Genomic DNA, 22,396 nt, shown 5'->3' with positions numbered 1-22,396 from the left:
TAAAAATATCAATTTCTATGCGTGGCATACTGTTGCTTTTATTGGTCATCACTACAGCCTTCTCGGTTAGCGCCCAGGAGAGGACCTTCACCCATGCGGATACACTCCGTGGTTCAATCACCCCTGCCAGGGAATGGTGGGATGTACAGAACTACGATCTTCATGTGGCGCTAAATGCACAAGATAGTACCCTGGGAGGCTATAACATTATTACCTATTTTATTAATAAGCCTGATAGTATTATGCAGATAGATCTGCAGTTGCCTATGGAAGTGGACAGTGTCATGCAGGATAAACAGAAGCTGGCGTACGAGCGTGATGGCGATGCCGTGATGGTGCGTACACTGGCACAGCAACCAAAGGGAAGCACGAAGAAAGTAACGATCTTTTTCCATGGCCGTCCTAAAACAGCGGTAAATCCACCATGGGATGGCGGTATCATCTGGCGCAAAGACAAGGATGGCCGTCCATGGATCGCCACTGCCTGCCAGGGTACTGGTGCAAGCGTTTGGTGGCCTAACAAAGATACCCAGTCAGATGAGCCGAATGATATGACGATTGCCGTGACGGTGCCAAACTTCCTTGTAGATGTGTCTAATGGCCGTTTGAAGAAGAAGGTATCTAATAAAGATGGAACCGATACCTACATATGGTATGTGTCCAACCCGATCAATAACTATGATGTAGCGCTGAATATCGGGAACTATAAAGAGATCAAAGATACCTACAATGGTGAAGGCGGTAAACTGGACCTGAGCTATTGGGTACTGGATTATAATGTAGATACGGCGACTATTCACTTTGAAGAAGTGAAGAAAATGCTGCAATGCTTTGAGTTTTGGTTTGGTAAATATCCATTTTACCAGGATAGCTATAAGCTGATCGAAGCACCGCATTTAGGTATGGAGCACCAGAGTGGTGTGGCCTATGGTAATGGCTTCGGCTGGGGGTATAAGGGGCGTGACCTGTCTGGCAGTGGCTGGGGTTTGAAGTGGGACTTTATCATCGTGCATGAGAGTGGCCACGAGTGGTTTGGAAACAACATTACCAGCAAGGACATTGCGGATATGTGGATCCATGAAGCGTTCACCAACTATTCAGAGACGTTATATACTGAGTGTGAGTTCGGTAGAAAGGCTGCTTTCGAATATATTACAGGTGTGCGGCAGAATATCAGGAATGATGAGCCGATCATTGCACCATACGGAGTAAATGCGGAAGGTAGTGGGGATATGTATTATAAAGGGGGGAATATGGTGCATACCATTCGACAGATCGTGAACAACGACAATGTATTCAGAGATGTGTTGAGAGGAATGAACCAGGCATTCTGGCACCAGACGGTCACGACGAAGGATATTCTTGACTACCTGAATTTCCGTACACAGATGAACTTTACGAAGGTGTTTGAGCAATACCTGATGCATACGACGATTCCTACGCTGGAATATCATTTTAATGGGAATGAGTTACAGTTCAGGTGGGTGACGGATGTGGAGAATTTCAATATGCCGGTGAAGGTGACGCTGAATGATAGAGGGTATCAGTTTATTTATCCGGGTAAGCATTGGCAATCAACACAGTTTACCATGACGAATAAAAAGGATTTTAAGGTAGATCCGAATTTTTACATACATGTTAAACAGATCTAAACTGGTTTATGAGTTTGTAAAGGGCCTTCCACTCAGGAGGGCCTTTTTTCTGACCGGAAGTCATGCTTTACTTTCCTGCTAAGAGGGCTTTTTAACCAACCGAAACCTATCATTTCTTATACCGCTAAGAAGGCTTTTTCACCAACCGAAACCCATGCTGCCAGGTCCCTGTTCTAAACCCATAAGCATACCACAAAATGCTCAGTGGCTCAATATTCCTGCTCATCTCAATACTACCCATATCCACAATATCAATCCACCCCATTTGCTGTAATAATTCAGTCACCGTCGTCTTCGCCTGTCTTTTATTCCCACAAATAAACATGGTAGGTGCATCCTGCTCATGTTGTGGCCGGAACATAGACTCATGTCCGATACAACTCAATGCCTTCACCACATGTGCATCTGGTGGCAACCACGCTTGCAGCTGCTCTCCCGCAGAATTAGTATGCCCGATAGAAAAACTCAGCCTTCCCTGCTGATCGGGGCCTTTCCCATCCAGCGGGTTCGTAACATCCACTACTACTTTGTTTTTGAAATTCCATAACCCTGCCGCCTCAATGGCTTTTTGGGTACCCGCCCAGCTGGTGCAGATGACGAGTAGTTCTCCCTGCGCCGCTGCTTCCCGAAAAGGAGCAGCAATAACGTTATTGCCAATTTTGCGTATCCATTGTTGCAGGGATTCTTTGGAAGGGTTACGGGTGCCAAGGATCACTTCATGTCCTGCCCTGACCAGGCCTTCACTAAGTGTAAGGCCGACGGGGCCGCTGCCCAGGATACCTATTTTCATGCTTCCGTGGTTTGTGGGTAACTAATTTAATGAAAATAATTGGATTTCCCTTCCCTGCTGGCCGCAGGCGCCTTGCAATCAATTACGTTTTGCCCACCCGGCCAGTCCACCTTGCCATCATTAACTTTTACCCCCAGCCGCCCGCAGGCCCCACCCCAAAAAGAAACCGCTTCTACCTTCGGTAGAAGCGGTTTCTTTTTGCTATCTCAAATGCACTATTGCTGCAAATACCCTATAAACCTATTCAACCCCTGTCGCTTCGAAGGCGTCAAAGGAAAACTCAGATTCTTCACATAATAAGTCGTCAGATCATACTCCCCAAAAGGATTCTCTGCCACCACCGCCGGAATATTACTAATCCCTATCCCATTCGCATTATTAAACTGCTGGATAAACTCTATTGGCAACGGCTTATTACTAATCCACGCCGCAAACACCATCGGCAAACTCGTATACCTGATCCAATGCTCCGCCAGATCATAAATATAAGGAGACACCTTACGCTGTAAAAACGCCCTGTCCCCAATCACTAAACCAGCATCCGTTCCCTTGATATTCCCCTCATAATCTCCTGTCGTAGGAATAAACTCCACATCCAGCTTCCAGTAATCCTTCACCAGCAATTTCAACAACGCCACTGAAGACCGGCTCTGATAATCCAGGTAAATCCGCTTAATGTCATGCAAAGGAACATCCGAAAACAAACACACCGACGCAACGGGCCCTTCCGCTCCAATACAATAATCTGAAATAATGTGGTACTCCTTCATCTTCGGTATCACTGCCACTGGTACAAGTCCAACGTCTACAACCCCATCTATAAGCTGCTGGCCTATCTTAGCCGGATAATCCACACTCAGCTCCATCATGTCCATCACCGGATGATTCCTAAATCCAAATAATAATGGCTTGGTATTCAAATAACTTACTGCCGCTACTTTTACTTTCCGTTCCAATTTCAGTAATTTTGCCGGCTAAATTAGCACATTTTAGCTATATGTATCCTGTAATGGGTGAAAACCACCCACTACTAAACAATAAAATTATAGTATGCAATTACAATCATTGACCGCCATTTCCCCGCTGGATGGGCGTTATCGCAAACAACTGGAAGAACTGGCCCCTTATTTTTCTGAATTTGCACTCATCCGCTACCGCGTACTGGTAGAGATTGAATACTTCATCGCCCTCGGCGAACAGAAGTTATTCACCCTCCCCAAAACACAGGTAGGGGCCCTGCGTAAAATCTATCAGGAATTTACGGTTGAAAATGCCCAGCTGATCAAGGAAACGGAGAAAGTGACGAATCATGATGTAAAAGCTGTTGAATACTTCGTTAAAAACGAACTGAAAGGCTTAGGCCTGGAAGATAAGCTGGAGTGGGTACACTTCGGTCTGACCTCCCAGGATGTCAACAACACCGCTACCCCCCTGTTCTGGAAGGAAGCAATTGAGCATGTATACATGCCAGCTATCGCTAACCTGGTCCTGCAACTGAAGAAGTTCGGCAAACAATGGATAAAGATCCCCATGCTGGCACGTACTCATGGCCAACCCGCATCTCCGACCATCCTGGGTAAGGAGATCCTGGTATTCGCTGAAAGACTGGAAGGTCAGGTAAAACTGCTGGGTGATATCCCTTTTGCAGCTAAATTCGGCGGTGCTACCGGCAACTTTAATGCACACCACGTTGCATTCCCTAAGATCAACTGGGGAAAGTTCGGTGACAAGTTCGTGAACAATACCCTGGGCTTACAACGTATGAAGTACACGACCCAGATCGAACATTATGATAACATTGCTGCGCAATTCGATACTTTAAAACGTATCAATACCATCCTCATAGATTTTAGCCGCGATATCTGGCAATATATCTCTATGGATTATTTCAAACAGAAGATCAAGGCGAATGAAGTAGGTTCTTCTGCCATGCCGCACAAAGTAAATCCAATCGATTTCGAAAATGCAGAAGGTAACCTGGGGCTGGCAAATGCACTGTTTGAACACCTGAGTGCAAAACTGCCTATTTCCCGTTTACAACGTGACCTCACTGACTCTACTGTATTGAGAAATGTAGGTGTGCCTTTCAGTCACTCTATCCTCGCATTGAAGTCCCTCGCAAAAGGCATGGATAAGCTTATCCTGAACGAAGCGAAACTGCATGACGATCTGGAAAATAACTGGGCCGTAATAGCTGAAGCCATTCAGACAGTACTGCGCAGGGAAAATTATCCTCAGCCTTACGAAGCACTGAAAGCGCTGACCCGTGGTGGTGAACAGATCACACAGAAGACAATGCATAAATTTATTGATGGGCTGAAAATAAGCGCAAGCCTGAAGAAAGAATTAAAGGCTATCACACCTCACAATTACACCGGCATTTGGTAGCCTGCCACAGGCCAGCCGACCGACCACAAATTACTTTTGCCAAAGGCAAATGTAATTTGTGGTCCTTTTTTACAACCTACTCTCAAAAACAATCCTCAAAATGCACCAACTCATGACTCCCATCTTTCCTGAAAGTAATCGCCACTATATCAAACCTGATCCGCTTCGGTAACTCCCTCATCCTATCCATATACCCATTCGCCACTGCCCTTATATGCCTGATCTTCCTCTCCGTCACATTCTTCTCAGGAAAACCCCAGATATCAGTAGCCAACGTCTTCACCTCCACAAAAACCAAACACTCTCCCTTCCTTACAATCAAATCAATCTCCTTTCGCCCCAATTTCCAATTGGCATGCAAAATGATATAATCCTGTGCTAAAAAATGCGCACTCGCTATTTCCTCGCCTTTTTTACCTAAATCAAGGTAGGTTAACATTGGATTTTGAATATTTTTTAACTTCCTTTGGGGAAATTTTTCAGGTTCACTGTTATTGAAAATAAACAATTATAACGCATAACGTATGAGTGAGAAGAAACTATTCAGACTGGAAGGTAAGGTTCAAAATTATGCATGGGGTGGATTCCATTATATTCCATCACTCCTGGGCATCCCCGAAACAAACAATCCCAGCGCGGAATACTGGATGGGTGCACACCAAAGCGCACCCTCAAAAATTGACATAGATGGTCAGACCACTGCACTCGACCAACTGATCAAAGCCAATCCTACCGCTGCATTAGGCCAGAAAGTATGGGACCGCTTCGGTGAACTGCCTTTCCTGTTCAAGATCCTCGACGTAAAAGACATGTTATCGATCCAGGTGCATCCTACCAAAGTAGAAGCCGAAAAAGGTTTTGCCCGTGAAAACGAAGCAGGCATTCCTTTGAACGCATCGCACCGTAATTATAAAGACGCCAATCACAAGCCTGAAATCATGGTAGCCCTCAGCGAATTCTGGCTGCTCCATGGCTTCCTGCCTGAAGATAAACTGAAGAATGTACTGACTACCATTCCTGAATTTGCTACCCTCGCTCCTGTCTTCGAAAAAGAAGGTTATTATGGGCTGTACAAAACAGTGATGGAAATGCCTCAGGAAGAAGTGAACAAATTCCTTCGTCCGCTGGCCGAAAGAGTATTGCCTGCCTACCAGGCTGGTACCCTGCACAAATCAGATCCTGCTTTCTGGACAGGCCGTGCAATCGCAAATGATCCTCAGGGTCTCGACAGACTCGATAGAGGGATCTTCTCTATTTACTTCTTTAATATTATGGAAGTACATGAAGGCGATGCAGTATTCCAGGATGCCGGTATTCCGCACGCTTACCTCGAAGGCCAGAATGTGGAACTGATGGCAAATTCTGACAATGTGCTGCGTGGTGGACTGACACCTAAACATATTGATGTACCTGAATTGCTGAAACATACCCGTTTCGAAGCAGTACATCCTAAGATCCTGAAGGGAGATGCAGTAAAGGGCGGCCTGGAAAGTATTTATGCCAGTCCAGCTCCTGACTTCGTGGTAAGCCGTATCGGGCTGAAAGCGGGTCAGAAATATGAGCAGCACACCACTTCTACAGAAATCCTGCTCGTGCTGCAGGGCAATGCGACCTTCACAGGTGAAGGTGGTGTGAACCTGCCAGTGGTGAAAGGTCAGTCTGTAGTGGCATTGTATGATACCACTTACCAGATTGAATCTAAAGAGGGAGTGGTTATTTATAAGGCGGGAGTCCCTGCTTAATTTTATTTATTAAGATTAATTTATTGAAAAATCGCTTCTGCCAAAGGTGGAAGCGATTTTTTCGCTTGTTTCCCTATCTTTGCACAAATAAACTGATCAAATGAAGAAGGATACCCGTGAAAATATTATGATCGCTGTGCTGATCTTCCTGGCTATCATCAGCCGTGTCATCACCAACCACCTGCAGTTATGGAACTTTAACGCAATCGGCGCCGCCGCCCTTTTTGGGGGTATGATGATCCGCAATAAACGCCTGGCTTATCTGTTACCAGTCCTTACCCTTTTCCTGAGTGATCTTTTCCTCCAGTTCTTTACCAATGTTCAGACCTTCTATGGCGCTTACATTGGCCAACTGTTCTTTGTATATGGTGCATTCCTGTTGATCACCTGGATCGCTACCCGTATCAAAAAGGCTGATGCACTTACCATTCTGATTGCCAGCATCGGCAGCGGTATGGTGTTCTTTATGATCACCAACCTTGGTACTTTCCTCACGACTAACCTGTATCCGCATACACTCAGTGGCCTCATCGCCTGCTATGCAGCTGGCATTCCTTTTTACAAAGAAGGTGACCTGTTCAGCAGCTTTGCCCTGAATGGTATTCTTGGAAACGTATTCTTTAGTGCAGTACTGTTTGGTGCATTGTCCCTGATCAAACAGATCTCCTACCAACCGAAGAAACAGCAATTAGCTTAAAAGATATTCTTATAAAACATTCATGAAAGAGGTAATTTACCAACAGGCATGAAAACTGTTTTCATAAAAAAGCCGGTAGCGACATTCGTTACCGGCTTTTTTTATGCCTTGCAAATACAGCTTTTCGTTATCAAAAAACCAGCAAATTAAATAGGCTGTGTTGCAACAACACAGCCTACCAATTTTTTTAATACCTATTTTAAGAGACTAACTTAATCATCCAGCTTCAACACCGCCAGGAATGCTTCCTGCGGCACCTCTACGTTTCCGATCTGTCTCATTCTCTTCTTACCTTCTTTCTGTTTCTCCAACAACTTACGCTTACGGGAGATATCACCACCATAACACTTCGCAGTCACATCCTTACGCATCGCACTGATAGTTTCACGCGCCAGGATCTTCGCACCGATCGCCGCCTGAATCGCAATCATAAACTGCTGACGTGGCAGCAATTCTCTCAGCTTTTCACACAACTTACGACCAAAATCCTGTGCACGGCCACGGTGAATCAACGCACTCAGCGCATCCACTTTATCCCCATTCAACAGGATATCCATCTTCGCAATATCAGAATCCCTCATTCCGATTGGCGTATAGTCAAATGATGCATAACCACGGGTCTGGCTCTTCAGCTTATCATAAAAGTCAAACACGATCTCTGTCAGTGGCAGTTCAAAGATCAGCTCCACACGGGATGGCGTCAGATAACTCTGGTTGATGAGCATACCTCTCTTACCCAGGCAGAGGGTCATGATATTACCAATATAATCTGGTTTTGTAATGATCTGTGCACGGATAAAAGGCTCTTCAATCCTTTCAATACGGCTAGGATCAGGCATTTCAGAAGGGTTGTTCACCTGGATCACTTCGTTCCTGGTCGTATGTGCAATAAAGCTTACGTTCGGTACGGTAGTGATCACCGTCTGGTTAAACTCTCTTTCCAGTCTTTCCTGGATGATCTCCATGTGCAGCATACCCAGGAATCCGCATCGGAAACCAAAGCCCAGCGCCTGCGATGTTTCCAGTTCGAAAGTCAGGGAAGCATCATTCAGCTGCAATTTCTCCATACAGTCACGCAGCTCTTCGAAGTCTTCCGTGTTTACCGGGAAAATACCGGCAAATACCATTGGCTTTACTTCCTCGAAACCTTTGATACTTTCCAGGGAAGGGTTTGCCATGCTGGTGATGGTATCACCCACTTTTACCTCTTTGGCGTTCTTGATACCGGTGATGATATAACCCACATCACCTGTTTTTACCTCCTTCTGAGGAGAAAGGCCCAGTTTCAGTACACCTACCTCATCGGCAAAGTATTCCTGGCCGGTATTTACGAAACGGATCTTCTCACCTTTTTTGATGGTTCCGTTATAAATTCTGTAATAAGCGATGATACCACGGAAGGAGTTGAACACGCTATCGAAGATCAGCGCCTGTAACGGTGCTTCCGGATCACCTTTCGGAGCTGGAATACGGGTTACGATGGCCTGCAGAATTTCTTCGATACCGATACCGGACTTACCGGAAGCCAGGAGAATATCTTCTTCCTTACAGCCGATCAGCTCGATGATCTGGTCCTTTACTTCGGGGATCATAGCCCCTTCCATATCTATTTTATTAATAACCGGGATGATTTCCAGGTCGTTTTCCAGTGCCAGGTACAGGTTAGAAATAGTCTGTGCCTGAATACCCTGGGCAGCGTCTACGAGCAACAGAGCGCCTTCACAGGCAGCCAGTGCGCGGGATACTTCGTAAGAGAAGTCCACGTGACCGGGGGTATCAATGAGGTTAAATACATATTGCTGTCCATTGGCCGCATAGTTCATCTGGATGGCATGGCTCTTAATAGTAATACCCTTTTCTCTTTCGAGATCCATATCATCCAGGACCTGCGCCTGCATATCCCTTTCGGAAATGGTCTTGGTATGCTCTAATAGCCTGTCGGCCAATGTACTTTTACCGTGGTCAATGTGCGCAATGATGCAAAAATTCCTGATATTCTTCATATATGCTTATAAAACAAGACGTTTCTTCCGCCCCGCGTCAAGCCGCAAAGGTATTTAAATTTTGCTATTCCTGAATATGTCGGGCCCGGGTATTTCATACTATTTTGGCTATATTTAATACAAACATATATTATGGACCTCAAAACACAATTCGAAACCGCCGTTGCCGACAGCAAAACATTGTCTGAGAAGCCCTCCAATGAGGTATTATTAAAATTATATTCACTATATAAACAGGCAACTGAGGGCGATAATACGGCTGAGCCACCAGCGAACCCTTTTGACTTTGTAGCCAAAGCAAAGTATCAGGCATGGGAGGAATTGAGAGGGAAGACTTCAGATGCCGCCATGGAAGAATACATCCAACTGGTAACACAACTCAAAAATTAATACCCGCATTTTTAACCGGCCACTTTATTGGCCTTTTGCCGGCCGCAGGCCAATGCGCACCGCGAAAAAAGTCGCTTCTGCCAAAGGTAGCAGCGACTTTTTTCGTCAACCCTTCTCTATAAACCGTACTTTTGTAATGTATGTTACAATCATTTAAGATAAGTGAAAAGACCCGGCACTACCTGGACCTGGAAGAACAATATGGCGCGCACAATTACCACCCGCTACCTGTGGTACTGGATCGCGGCGAAGGCGTATTCCTCTACGACGTAGACGGAAAAAGATATTATGATTTCCTCTCCGGCTACTCCGCTGTCAACCAGGGTCATTGCCACCCGGTACTTGTACAGGCACTCATTGACCAGGCGCAAAAACTGACCCTGACATCCCGTGCCTTTCACAACGACCTGCTGGGTGAATATGCTGCATTTATCACCAAATACTTCGGCTATGACAAAGTCCTCCCCATGAACACGGGTGTGGAAGCTGTCGAAACAGCCCTCAAGCTGGCCCGCCGCTGGGGATATGTCGTAAAAGGCATCCCTGAAAACAAAGCAAAGATCATCGTATGTGCCAACAATTTCCACGGCCGTACCCTGAATGTCATTTCATTCAGCACTGATCCCGGTTCCCGCACAGACTTTGGTCCCTTCATGCCCGGTTATGAAGTGATTCCATATAATAACCTGCCTGCTCTTGAAAAAGCCCTGCAGGATAAAAACGTGGCTGGATTCTTATTAGAACCTATCCAGGGAGAAGCGGGTGTAGTAGTACCTGACGAAGGTTACCTTTCCAAAGCCCGCCAGTACTGCGAAGATGCCCAGGTGCTCTTCATTGCCGATGAAATCCAGACCGGCCTTGCCCGAACCGGCAAAATGCTGGCTTGTGATCATGAAAATGTACATCCGGATATACTCATTCTTGGCAAGGCGCTTTCCGGGGGTTTATTGCCTGTAGCTGCCGTACTCGCCAATGATGAGATCATGTTGACTATTAAACCAGGAGAGCATGGTAGTACCTATGGCGGTAACCCACTTGCCTGCAAAGTAGCGATCGCTGCCCTTACCGTGCTCAAAACGGAAAAAATGGCGGAGAATGCCGCTGCCATGGGAGAATTGTTAAGAACGGAACTGGCTGCACTGGCCTCCCCACATATCGGAACCATCAGGGGGAAAGGTCTCCTCAATGCCATTGTCATCAATCACCCAAACCCGGAAGCTGCATGGGATCTGTGCCTGGCACTGAAAGAGAATGGCTTGCTGGCAAAACCAACTCATGGAGATAAGATTCGGTTTGCACCGCCTTTGTTGATTACCGCCGGGCAGGTCAGGGAAAGCGTAGAGATCATAGGTAAGAGCCTGGAAATATTATAGGAGCTGAGAGCATGAGGACAGAAAAGGTTTCCTTCCACCAGGAATATAAAATCAGGCATGCGCTGGAATTTCGTAAGGTCAGGCATATTCCTTGATATCTTATTTCATTAAATCATGCTCCTGAATTTCGTAAGGTCAGGCACATTCCTTGATATCTTATTTCATTAAATCATGCTCCTGAATTTCGTAAGGTCAGGCACATTCCTTGATATCTTATTTCATTAAATCATGCTCCTGAATTTCGTAAGGTCAGGCACATTCCTTGATAACTTATTTTTTAAGTCATGCTCCTGAAATAATACCTTCAGGCATGGTCGCAAACGACTCATCTACAATCTCACAAAACTGCATGTCCGAAAATATTAAAACTATCCGCAGCACTGGTTGGAAAACGGATTTCATCATAGGATTTCCGGAAGGCCTGCTATTACTGTTTTTCACCACCTTCCTGTCACACGACCTGAATATTACTATACAGCGATTCTATACCATCAATACCCTGATCTGGCTCGTAGGCAGTGTGCTGGTAATGATCACTGCTTTTTATGCTAACAAAGGCGATACCCAGCATGACGTTGGCACCCTCTCTGCCGAAGAGCGCCAGAAACTGGAAGACCTGGAAATAGGCCATCACATTATCGCAGACATTGCCAGCGAAATGGAAAAAGATGCAAATGACTGGGAAAATACATTACAGGAAGAACAGGTGCAAGTGACCCATTTTAATCTGGGTCGTGCACTGCTGAGTGCAGTGATTACAGGGATCTTTTTCCTGGTGGGAGGCATTCTGCCCCTGCTCCCTTATCTGAAAAATGAGAATTTCTATCGGGCAGCACAGAACAGTGTTACTTTCTGTTTTGTATTGATGATAGTATTTAGTTTTATAAAGTCCAAAATGACCAGCCAGCCGGCTTTGCCAGTTATCTTACGGAATATCGGCTACACAAGTGCGGTGTATTTTGGCGCATGGATCATGGCCATGATCTTCCGCTAGTCTTTGATTTCAATGGTATCGGTAACGGAAATAATCTACTACGATAGTACCGTTACCGATCACAATATGAATCTATCTTTGAATCGGAAATTTCCTGCCACTCATTTCGGGCCTTCACTGAAGCTTTACCTAAGCATCCTTCTTACCATCCTTCCCATCAGTCGTAAACAACACACTGACAAACACTCTCAATTCCACTTCATCGGAAATTCCCCGCCGCTTGTATCAGATCGTAACCGAATCATCCTTCTTACCCGCCTTCCCATCAGTCGTAAACAACACACTGACAAACACTCTCAATTCCACTTCATCGGAAATTCCCCGCCGCTTGTATCAGATCGTAACCGAATCATCCTTCTTATCCGCCTTCCCATCAGTCGTAAACAACACACTGACAAACGCTCCCAATGCCGCTACAAAAGACAGGAACAATGCAATATGCCTGTCCGGACACACCCCCATCTCACACCTGCTAAACAACAACAGGTTCCTAAACGTCCATGCCGCCAGAAACGCCGCCAAAAATAAATTGAACCTTGGAGGCATCTTCCCCTTTAGCATAAACAATACCCCTATCACCCCCGCAAAGAATACATTCACTTTCCCCGGCTCCCCGAAATTGGAACCATAGGTCCGCAACCCGGTAAAAACCAGTTCCTTGCCCTCCAACACTACTGTGATCCATGGCAGGAATGTGCACACAATGACTACAACGACTGATAACAGTCCAAAGATTTTACTTCTTGACATAAATTAAATTACCTGGCGCCCGGCGCACAATGTTCTTTCAAATAATTAGTATACAAAGTAGATAAATGTCTTCTGGTACCTTCCCCTTCACTGATACCATGCGTACGATTTGGATACGCCATGAACTGGAAGATCTTATCGTATTTGATCAGCTCATTCAGCAGCATCTCCGCATTCTGATAATGTACGTTGTCATCACCTGTACCATGTATATACAACAGGTTACCACGCAGGTTTTTCGCATAGGTGATCGGTGATCCCTTTACAAAATCTTCCCTGTTTTCTTCAGGCAATCCCATGTATCGCTCCTGGTAAATATTATCGTAAGTCAGCTGGTTACCAACTGCCGCAATCGCAATACCTGTTTTATAAATTTCAGGATACTGGAACATGAGGTTCAGTGTCATTGAACCACCACCACTCCAACCCCATACGGCAACACGGGAAGTGTCCATATAACGGTGTTCTTTGAACAATTCCTTCGCTCCCATAGCCTGGTCACGGGCATTCAGCACACCAACCTTACGATAGATTGACTTGCGCCAGGTTCTGCCTTTTGGTTGTGGCGTACCCCTGTTGTCCATAGACACATAGATGTAACCATCTGCCGCCATATCGCCATTGTACAGGTGATTGTATCCAGCACCATATGAATCCAGCGTAGTAGCACCAGCCGGTTCACCATATACATAAAATACAACAGGGTATTTTTTCGTAGAGTCAAAGTTGTTAGGCTTCGCCATCCAACCGGTCATCGTCACCCCATCCTCGGTAGTGACATTGAAGAACTCCTGTTTATTGATACGACGGGAGCTGATAATATCTTTATAGATTGTTTCTCCTTCACCGGTATTGTGTGTAGCTAGTTTCACCACTTCTTCCTGGTTACGATAGTAGTGGTTTGAGAAACTATGTAATGCATATTGTGCATCAGGAGAAATTTCATAAGTATGCATCCCTTCTTCTGACAACGGAGAGATCCTTTCAGGCGCGCTTTTACCATCCATCGATACCTTGTACAGGTACTGCTGGGTAGCATTGTCAGGAGATGCGAGGATGTAAGCCACTTTGTGCGCTTCATCTACTTTCAGCAGGTTGATCACATCGTAATTACCCGGAGTGATCAGTTGCTCTTTCCCTTTCAGGTCTACCTTGTAGAGGTGACGCCAACCGTCTTTTTCACTGACCCATACAAAAGATTGTCCGTTGGCCAACCAATCCCAGCCACTGATATCGCGGTCCCAGCTGGATTTTACATCGATCCAGGCAGAGTCTTTTTCTTTATAGAAAGAGGTGGCTTTGCCGGTAGCAGCGTTAGCGAGAAAAAGAATGCTTTCATTCTGCTTACGGTTTAGCTGTTGCAGGATGAGCTCATTTTTGCCGGGCAACCATTCCATACGGGGAATGTAGTGTTGTTGCGCATCGCCGGGCACCTGCAGCCAGGTGGTCTTTGCGGTGGCAATATCTACTACGCCCACACGACAGGCAGAAGGACTTTCGCCTGCCTTTGGATATTCTACCGGAACGGTATATGAATAAATAGAATCTGTATTATCGATCATAAGGAAGTCCCTGATCCTGGTCGCGTCGATCTGCCAGTAGGCGATTGACTTACTATCAGGACTCCAGCGAAAACCATCGCGGCAGCTGAATTCCTCTTCGTATGCCCAGTCGAAAGTACCGTTTATCAGGCGGCGGGTACCGTCGGTAGTGAGGGCTTTGCGCATGCCGGTAGCAAGATCTTCTACATACAGGTTATGACCACTTACATAAGCAACCTGCTTTGCATCTGGAGAAAGCTTGGCAAACATCAATGAAGATTCAGGCAAACCTGTTCCCACTTTCTTCAGACTATTGTTGCTGAGATCCAGTACATAGTAGTCGCCACGGGTATCGTAGCGCCATACACGCCTGGCATTGGTGTAGACAAGGAGTTTCTTTTCATCAGCAGAGAAGTCAAAATCGCGGATCCTGAGTGGGTAACCGCCCTGGGTTAATAATCGGGCAGGAATTTTTTCTGACTGGGAACCGTCCGAGAGTTTTACCGCAACGATAGAACTGGTAGATGGCTCATAGATATATTGCCCGTCACGGCTCCATTTTGTTGATTGCCCGGGCTGCGCCACTGCTGTGACAGCTGTGAGGCAGGTCAGCACCAGGAATAGATTTGTGAAACGAAATTTGCGCATCTGCTATGTTTGAGGCGGCAAGATAACGATATTCAGATTTATATTGATGCCATCCATACCAGAATCAATGTATTCCTACGGATGACCGGGTAAACACATCGCCATAAAAAAGGGATAATTTTGATAGATGCAAAGCTATTTTCGCCCCCCTTCGAGAGCTAATTTTCACTTGTGGATAACAAATTGTGGAAAAGTTTTATAAAAGTGAAATACAACTAGTTATTAATAAAATTTATATATTTACACAGGCATTCAATATGAATTGATTTTTGCCACTCTATTGGGACATATAATTAAATTCATCCAATGAAAACTTTTTATTATCCTTTGTAAACGGGGATAGTTGTGTAACCCAACATTAAGCAGAAAGAATAAGTCATTAATTATTTTATCATCCTTTGAAAATCTTAAACACTATGATCCAGGTTATCTATTCTTACAAAAACCGTGAATTCCATCAATTGGAAGATACTGTCATGAACCAGCTCGCACAAATGGGAGTAAGACAAATGCATGCATTACTGGAGCCCCTTTCCGACACTTTGGTAAACGAAAGTGGAAGGATTAAGATCAATCTGGACCAGCATCCAAAAATTGAAGTAGAAGGATTTAGTAATCCTGTGAAGGAGCATATTGAAATGGTCCTGAGAGGTGAGGCGTAAGTGTTGCAATTGTAACAAATACAAGGCTTCACATGCTGCACTACCGGGAGGTTAATAGTAGATATACAGCGATTGCACTGAAAAAAACTTAAAGAGCATCTTTTCACCCTTCTACATCCGCAAGTTCGTAAAACGTAGCATTACGCAAAGGCTGAATGGGTCGTTGTTTAAACTCACTCCACGCTTTTGTAAATGCTGCCCCATAGTAGAAGATTATAGAACTGTAAAAGATGAACAGCATCAATAATACAGCTGAAGCTGAGGCGCCGTATAATATTCCTATATTTCCTCCGTACAGCAACCTTCTCAATACAAATTTGCCAATTCCGAACAGTATCCCCGTAAGGAACGCTCCGGAAAAAGCTACTTTCCAGTCAGGCCGCGCATCAGGCAGGTAACGGAACAAAACCGCAAACCAGGTAGTAACAATACAGAGCGATACCAGCTGTCCGAATACTTCGTTGAAGATCAGGTCTGCATTGGGAAAAAGGTCATGGATATAACTGCCCACAAAGGCATGCGCACTCTCTGTCAGTACACTGGCAAGGAGCAGAATACCCGCTGCTCCAATCACAATCAGGGAACGTAACCTCCCCATCAATGACATTACAAATCCCTCCCGCTCAGGCAGGCGGATCTGCCACAACTGGTTGAGGGAACTCCGAATCACTTTCAATAAGGTAGTAGCCACAAACAACAGGAATATAAACAGCAATGTCGCCACCGGCCAGGTCTTACCCAGGTTGCGGAACCCCCTTAGTGTTACGATCACCTGTTCCGCACTATCCGTACCCACCAGCTCGCCCAGCCGCTGAAATAACTGCTTGCCCAAATGTTTCCGATCGAATAACAGACCCATCACCTGCAGGAGAATCAATAAAATGGGAGGTAGCGCAAAACTGGCAAAAAACGCGGTCGCGCCTGCCAGTCTCAGTGGGTCGTTACTTTGTAAAGTCCGGAACGCAGTCCGGAATGTGCTAAAAAAGTCTCTTGACATCGGGAATTATATGGTCAGGTAAAAGCCTTAAAAATCATGCCCTTTATCCCCTCCCATCATTCGTTTATTTGCTTTGTATAAAAAATCATATCTGGTATCACAGACCAATCATCCGCCAGTAAAAAGAAATCTTCTATCACTAACCGACCTACTATGCTCACATTACCATTATAAGGTAATCCTCCATAACCACACCACCTACCATCCTCACATTACCATTTCCAGTATAAAGAAATCCTCCATCACCCGCCCACTATCCATCCTCTAAACCCCACACCTCCCATCTTAAACACATCCTCCTCAACCACCATCCTATTTCTTCATAATAAAATAATCCTGCGAAACCAACACCTTATCCGGTATCACATCCCCTTCATAAGACAACGTATTAAACTGGAAAGCAGAATCACTAAGTGAAGTCACCACACACAACGTACTATCCAGCTTGAAATACTCCGCTGTCATATACTCATAACTCAAAGAATCCAGCTGGTTATTCATATACAAAACAGCCTTACCCGTTGTATAATCTGTCAGCTTGATTTCCAGGTAAGCAGTACTATCTGCATACGTGCTGGTTTCATTACGATAGAAAACAGTATCCCCATTAGTATCCGTGTAATACTGCTTACTTACCGTTTGCGTAATGAACCATTTGCCCGTATATTTGATAGACGTCCTGGTATCATCATTTTTCTTACAGGCTACCATCATAGCCAGCAAAGCGATGGGCAGTAGTTTCCTCATGGATGTTTTAAATAATTAAGGCCGCAAAAATAGTTTATTTTCCCTTCCTTCAAACGCCGGCTATCCTTAATTTGTTACATCCTTATCCTCATCTTTCTTCTTACTCGCCAATTTTATCTTCACTTTGCCATTCCCATCGTCTGTTGCGTGTAGATGCACCACGATTCCCCTGGTTCTCCGTTTAAGTTTTAGTGCCTTGTCATCAATGTCCTCGTCTTTTTTAGGATTGCGCAACGGTACATCGATATAAAGGTCCGTGCCGGATGTCATGCCGTATACCCCTGAAACGTCCATGTAAAGTACACTGGAATTAATTTGCATAGGTGGTACGAGCACCTTGTCTCCCTGTATGGTGAAGTTATTTTTTACATTTTCAAAGGTGATATTGCCCATGTCGCGCTTTCTGAAAGCGATATTGCCGATATCTTCCAGCTGGGACACATGCACCAGTGCTCCCTGCTTCAATTCAAAGCCCAGGGTGCCATACAGGGATTTCGGAGCAACTTTACCATTGTCCAATATATTCCCGGAAAGGTTCGCTTTCGCTGTCAGGATCCCTCTCAGGTTTTTCGAATTTAAGGCCTGCATACCGAAATCATCAAAGGCGTAAAACAACTGATCTATGTGTACGCTGTTAATATCTGTATTGACCTTAAAACGGTTATGGTTACCATCCTGGCGAATGTCTCCACTCAGGCGGATGGATCCCCCGGCGTGAGACAGGGAGATCTGGTTGAGTTTAATATCAGTTTGAGTCAATGAAAGGTCCGCTTTTACCTGTTGAGCAATGAAGCGCTGGTAGATTAACTTATCTACCTGTACATTCAGGTTCACATTACAGGCATTCAGCATCACATCCAGCTGACTGGTGATGCGGGTCATCTTTTTCCGCGCAGCCGCCCTGGTTTGTACCACTTTGTTTCGCTGCGCCAGGAAACCCCGGAATTCATTCAGGTCCACGATAGGACTACGTACTTTCCAGTCGAGCTGCAATTTTTCAGGAGCAGTGAAAAAGAGATTGGTAATATTCAGCACACTGCCCTCCATAAAGAATTTGCTTTTGACAGTTTGCACACTGATATTTTTTAAATAAAGGTCCTGACCTGTAAAGTCCAGTCTGGCATTACAATCAGTGAACTGCAGGTTACGCGGAATGTAGGCAAGAGCCCCGTGTAATACTTCTACACTTCCCTTCAGGAAAGGCTTGATAGTATCGCCGGCTGTGATGCCCCCCCTGTAAAAAAGGTTCGCTTTCGCCGTACCGCTGGTAAAATTGAAAACCCCACCGGCATTGAGATCGGTTAGGGGGAAATTAGCCCGGAAATAACCGGTCAGCGCAGGGTGTTGCAGATTCGAAATATGTACAGTATCTGCTGTCACCGGAATGGTGAAACAACGGGTGTTCAGGTCGTATAAACTGATAATAGAATTATCATCTCCATGCCCATTGCCCGGTATCCAATCATTACTATAACTACCACCAAAACTACATTCCGTTAATTCCAGTCCTTTGGTAGTGACATTGTTATCCTTCGTTTTCCAGATCACCTTCAGCAACGGTGTTCCTTTTTCTTCCAACCCTCCTTTGATCACACATTCTGCATCCAGTGGTTTTTCCATATGAATGCTGTCCAATCTTTCTTTGATATTGGGTGTGAGCATAGTGGAGACATGCGCCAGGGAAAGTTCCTCCGCAATGATATGGATCGTAAAAACCTTATCATCGCCAAATGAAAAATTTGCACCTACATTCAGGTCTTGCTTACCATCTATCCGCAGTATTTGCTGGGGAATATCCAATACCTTTTTCTTTGTATTGAAATGTAATTCCAAATCTGTAGAAAGGTCTTTACCTTTTAAGAAACTTCCCCTGTCTGTATTAAAAGCGAAAGCGTTCACCTTCAGATGCATATCCACATTAGCGGTCCAGCCGGAGTCGTTGGTAAGCATGCTCCCCTTCAGACGGGCAATATCGAAGTCAAAAGATTTCCCTTTAAGCTGATTATCCAGCACGAGTCTTACATTCACTAAATTCAGACGGGTAATGTCTGTATTCGTGCTACTCCCTTTAGTGTTCTTTACCGTTTCGTCTTTTTTCTTTAGTACACTGGCATTGGAGTAACCGGTGCTATCAGTATATAAATAAATCGTTCCTTTTCTAAGGCTGATCTGTTTAATATCAAGTTGTTTTCTCAACAGTGCGAGGGTATTTACCTGTACAAAAAGACGGGACACTTTTACCAGTTCATGATTGTGCTGTGCAAAGAGACTATCCTTCACACTTACGTCATTTAACGAAACTGATACATCAGGGAAACTTTGTACGAGTGAAGGTTCCATATCTCCAATGGTCAGCACTCCCCCGTGGAGGCGATCGTTCAGCTGGTCACTGATTTGCTTTAAAATAAACGCCTTATGCGTATAAATATAAGCTGCAACGGCCAGCCAAAGCAATAGCAACAGACCTATGAGGCCACTGAAAACAATGATGGTTATACGAAGCCATTTGCGCATATATTCTTTAATATACGAAAAAAAATGCCAAACAGACAGCTTCATTGAATTCTCTGCCAGTACGATTCAGGTAATATCCCCGTCTGCCGCGCATTTTCACCTCCTCAATTAATCCGGGAATCCATTGTGAGCAATTCCGTTTCCTCCATTCCTCATTTGTGGAACAGCTTTTGTGTAAAGTATGATCAATCAGTCAAGAAAGATGTATTGAATATTATAATACTAAGCCGGAAAAGGAATAATACTTATGGAAAAACACACCTATCAAACAGGTCTGATCGGTAACTGCGCCTTCCTGGCGCACGTAAACATCAACACCAATATCGACTGGCTTTGTTGGCCTCAGATGGATAGTACCTTCGTGTTCGGAGGCATGCTTGACAAGAAAAAAGGAGGGGAATTCTCGATCCTGCCCGATGGTGAATACAATAGCCGTCAGTATTACCTTGAAAACACCAACATCCTGGTCACTGAAATTACCAATGGCAATGGCAAATACAGGATTACTGACTTTGCACCCCGTTTTCACCAGTACGAAAGGTATTTCAAACCACTGATGCTGATCCGTAAGATCACACCACTGGAAGGTAATCCCCGTATCCGGGTCAAATGTGAACCTGTATGCGATTATGGTGGTCGCAAACTCAAAGCACAACGGGGCAGTAACCACATTGAATTCCTTGGATGCGATGAACATATCCGCCTGACCACCAATATTCCGGTGAGCTATCTTTTTGAAGAGGAGTACTTTGTATTAAATGAAGAAAAATACCTGCTCCTCTCCTATGGTCAGCCACTGGAAGCGCCACTCAACAGTACTGCTGAACGTTTCCTTCGTGAAACAACTGTATACTGGCGTACCTGGATTAAACACTCCAATATCGCCAACTTCTACCAGCCGGCGGTGATCCGTTCCGCGCTGGCACTGAAGATTCACCAATATGAAGATACCGGCGCCATTATCGCCGCCAGTACCACCAGTTTGCCGGAATCTCCGGGCAGCGGCCGTAACTGGGATTACCGTTATTGCTGGCTCAGAGACACCTATTATGTCATCACCGCGCTCAACCATATCGGTCACTTCGAAGAGATGGAAAAATATTTCGGCTATGTGGCAGATATTTCTTTCTCCGGCGATTATCGGTACCAGCCTCTTTATGGGATCACAGGCAAAAAGAACCTGATTGAGCAAATACTTCCCCACCTTGAAGGTTACCAGGGCAATCAGCCTGTAAGGATCGGCAACCAGGCGTATGAGCATATACAGAACGATATTTACGGTCAGGTGCTCATTTCCATGTTGCCTTTGTATACTGACCACCGCTTTATCTTCTCAGAAAGAAAAGATTCTGCCTGGTGGATAGAATACCTGCTGAAAAAGATTGAGCGGACTATTGATGAAAAGGATGCAGGGATATGGGAGTTCCGCAACTTCGCAAACATCCATTGTTATAGTAATCTCTTCCAGTGGGCGGGTTGCTCTGCGGCAGAAAAGATGGCGCGCATCATTGGCAGTAATGATCTTGCCGCACAGGCCACGGCATTGAAGAACAGGGCTGCGGCGCATATAGAGAGTTGTTATGATCCGATTCGTAAAGTATATACAAATGCAACAGGTAGTTTGCACCTGGATGCAAGTACCTTACAGCTGATTATGATGAATTACCTGGATCCGGCTTCGGACAGGGCAAAAGATCACCTGGCGGCGTTGGAGAAAGAGTTGAAAACACCGAATGGATTATTTTACCGGTATTTGCATTCAGATGATTTTGGGAAACCAAAGACAACATTCCTCGTATGTGCGTTCTGGTATGTGGAGGCACTCGCGTGTGTAGGAAGGATAGATGATGCGGTACGGGAGTTTGAAAAGCTGATGCAGTATTCGAATCATTTGTTATTGTTCAGTGAAGATGTAGATGAGACGAATGGTAGTCAGTGGGGGAATTTCCCGCAGGCGTATAGTCATGTAGGATTGATGAATGCTGCATACAGGATAGCGATGAAGTTGGATACGCCGATATTTAAATAGTTTATCTTAAGGTTTACAATAAATGAAAAAGGCTACAGAGTTCTCTCAGTAGCCTTCTTTATTTTGGGAGCAATCTGCTGCCTTCTTTATTCGGAGCAATCTGCAGCCTTCTTTATTCGGACCAAATCTGCAGCCTTCTTTATTCGGACCAAATCTGCAGCCTTCTTTATTCGGACCAAATCTGCAGCCTTCTTTATTCGGAGCAATCTGCTGCCTTCTTTATTCGGACCAAATCTGCAGCCTTCTTTATTCGGACCAATCTGCTGCCTTCCTTATTCGGAGCAAATCTGCTGCCTTCTTTATTCGGAGCAATCTGCTGCCTTCTTTATTCGGAGCAATCTGCTGACTTCTTTATCCGGAGCAACCTGCAGCCTTCTTTATTTTGAAAGCGGAAATGAAGGTTTGGCAGCACCAACCCTTCATTTCCGCTCCGCAAATTACATATTTTGGCGGGCTAATGCCCATAAAAAAATAAACCC

General features: G+C 45.0%; 18 protein-coding genes. 9 read left to right on the top strand and 9 right to left on the bottom strand.

The genetic code is table 11. From position 1 onward, the window contains the following. Positions 1–17 precede the first annotated feature (17 nt). On the top strand, positions 18–1,652 hold the full coding sequence (locus tag SIO70_RS20915; protein ID WP_320573985.1) for a M1 family metallopeptidase: 1,635 nt from the start codon (positions 18–20) through the stop codon (positions 1,650–1,652). A 124-nt stretch (positions 1,653–1,776) separates the two neighbouring features. Here the strand turns inward: SIO70_RS20915 and SIO70_RS20910 are convergent, their stop codons facing one another. Next, positions 1,777–2,442: an NADPH-dependent F420 reductase gene (locus SIO70_RS20910; protein ID WP_320573984.1), complete on the bottom strand. Its 666-nt coding sequence runs from the start codon at positions 2,440–2,442 to the stop codon at positions 1,777–1,779. 215 nt (positions 2,443–2,657) lie between these two features. Then, on the bottom strand, positions 2,658–3,398 hold the full coding sequence (locus SIO70_RS20905) for a menaquinone biosynthesis protein (protein ID WP_320573982.1): 741 nt from the start codon (positions 3,396–3,398) through the stop codon (positions 2,658–2,660). Positions 3,399–3,492: 94 nt separating this feature from the next. Here SIO70_RS20905 and purB point away from each other — a divergent pair, with 94 nt between their 5' ends. After that, the gene (gene purB / locus SIO70_RS20900) at positions 3,493–4,830 is read left to right on the top strand and encodes an adenylosuccinate lyase (RefSeq protein WP_320573981.1); all 1,338 of its coding nucleotides are present in this window, start codon (positions 3,493–3,495) and stop codon (positions 4,828–4,830) included. Positions 4,831–4,912: 82 nt separating this feature from the next. Here the strand turns inward: purB and SIO70_RS20895 are convergent, their stop codons facing one another. Then, positions 4,913–5,269, bottom strand: coding sequence for a YraN family protein (locus SIO70_RS20895; protein WP_320573978.1), 357 nt, complete (start codon positions 5,267–5,269; stop codon positions 4,913–4,915). Between the two features lie 85 nt (positions 5,270–5,354). On the opposite strand from SIO70_RS20895, the gene manA reads away from it, so the two are divergent. Together manA and SIO70_RS20885 are read left to right on the top strand one after the other, a co-directional pair. Beyond that, positions 5,355–6,572 carry a mannose-6-phosphate isomerase, class I gene (manA, locus tag SIO70_RS20890; RefSeq protein WP_320573977.1) on the top strand — a complete coding sequence of 406 codons (1,218 nt, stop codon included), beginning with the start codon at positions 5,355–5,357 and terminating at the stop codon, positions 6,570–6,572. 100 nt (positions 6,573–6,672) lie between these two features. Then, complete coding sequence (locus tag SIO70_RS20885; RefSeq protein WP_320573975.1) at positions 6,673–7,269, top strand: SoxR reducing system RseC family protein; 597 nt, start codon at positions 6,673–6,675, stop codon at positions 7,267–7,269. Positions 7,270–7,481: 212 nt separating this feature from the next. Here SIO70_RS20885 and lepA read toward each other — a convergent pair whose 3' ends face one another. After that, positions 7,482–9,272, bottom strand: coding sequence for a translation elongation factor 4 (gene lepA / locus SIO70_RS20880; RefSeq protein ID WP_320573973.1), 1,791 nt, complete (start codon positions 9,270–9,272; stop codon positions 7,482–7,484). 132 nt (positions 9,273–9,404) lie between these two features. Here lepA and SIO70_RS20875 point away from each other — a divergent pair, with 132 nt between their 5' ends. The 3 genes from SIO70_RS20875 (at position 9,405) to SIO70_RS20865 (ending at position 12,029) form a co-directional block, all read left to right on the top strand. Beyond that, complete coding sequence (locus tag SIO70_RS20875) at positions 9,405–9,662, top strand: acyl-CoA-binding protein (protein WP_320573971.1); 258 nt, start codon at positions 9,405–9,407, stop codon at positions 9,660–9,662. 140 nt (positions 9,663–9,802) lie between these two features. Then, entirely contained in the window at positions 9,803–11,035 is a 1,233-nt protein-coding gene (rocD, locus tag SIO70_RS20870) for an ornithine--oxo-acid transaminase (RefSeq protein ID WP_320573969.1), read from the top strand. A gap of 349 nt (positions 11,036–11,384) precedes the next feature. Continuing rightward, the gene (locus tag SIO70_RS20865) at positions 11,385–12,029 is read left to right on the top strand and encodes a VIT1/CCC1 transporter family protein (protein ID WP_320573967.1); all 645 of its coding nucleotides are present in this window, start codon (positions 11,385–11,387) and stop codon (positions 12,027–12,029) included. Between the two features lie 333 nt (positions 12,030–12,362). Here the strand turns inward: SIO70_RS20865 and SIO70_RS20860 are convergent, their stop codons facing one another. Both SIO70_RS20860 and SIO70_RS20855 read right to left on the bottom strand, forming a co-directional pair. After that, complete coding sequence (locus SIO70_RS20860) at positions 12,363–12,779, bottom strand: hypothetical protein (protein WP_320573965.1); 417 nt, start codon at positions 12,777–12,779, stop codon at positions 12,363–12,365. Positions 12,780–12,787: 8 nt separating this feature from the next. Continuing rightward, entirely contained in the window at positions 12,788–14,968 is a 2,181-nt protein-coding gene (locus SIO70_RS20855) for a S9 family peptidase (protein ID WP_320573963.1), read from the bottom strand. 416 nt (positions 14,969–15,384) lie between these two features. Between SIO70_RS20855 and SIO70_RS20850 the strand changes: the two genes are divergently transcribed. After that, complete coding sequence (locus tag SIO70_RS20850; protein ID WP_320573961.1) at positions 15,385–15,630, top strand: hypothetical protein; 246 nt, start codon at positions 15,385–15,387, stop codon at positions 15,628–15,630. A gap of 103 nt (positions 15,631–15,733) precedes the next feature. Here SIO70_RS20850 and SIO70_RS20845 read toward each other — a convergent pair whose 3' ends face one another. The 3 genes from SIO70_RS20845 to SIO70_RS20835 all read right to left on the bottom strand — a co-directional run bounded on the left by SIO70_RS20845 (position 15,734) and on the right by SIO70_RS20835 (position 19,888). Then, a complete protein-coding gene (locus tag SIO70_RS20845) occupies positions 15,734–16,627 on the bottom strand; it encodes a YihY/virulence factor BrkB family protein (RefSeq protein WP_320573959.1) in 894 nt (297 codons plus the stop codon). A gap of 312 nt (positions 16,628–16,939) precedes the next feature. After that, the gene (locus SIO70_RS20840; RefSeq protein WP_320573957.1) at positions 16,940–17,374 is read right to left on the bottom strand and encodes a hypothetical protein; all 435 of its coding nucleotides are present in this window, start codon (positions 17,372–17,374) and stop codon (positions 16,940–16,942) included. A gap of 66 nt (positions 17,375–17,440) precedes the next feature. Continuing rightward, positions 17,441–19,888 carry an AsmA family protein gene (locus tag SIO70_RS20835; RefSeq protein WP_320573956.1) on the bottom strand — a complete coding sequence of 816 codons (2,448 nt, stop codon included), beginning with the start codon at positions 19,886–19,888 and terminating at the stop codon, positions 17,441–17,443. Positions 19,889–20,135: 247 nt separating this feature from the next. Between SIO70_RS20835 and SIO70_RS20830 the strand changes: the two genes are divergently transcribed. Continuing rightward, on the top strand, positions 20,136–21,917 hold the full coding sequence (locus SIO70_RS20830; RefSeq protein WP_320573954.1) for a glycoside hydrolase family 15 protein: 1,782 nt from the start codon (positions 20,136–20,138) through the stop codon (positions 21,915–21,917). Positions 21,918–22,396 lie beyond the last annotated feature (479 nt).

This window comes from Chitinophaga sancti, from assembly GCF_034087045.1.
Taxonomy (GTDB): Bacteria; Bacteroidota; Bacteroidia; order Chitinophagales; family Chitinophagaceae; genus Chitinophaga; species Chitinophaga sancti_B.
This window is presented reverse-complemented; position numbering and strand designations above follow the sequence as displayed.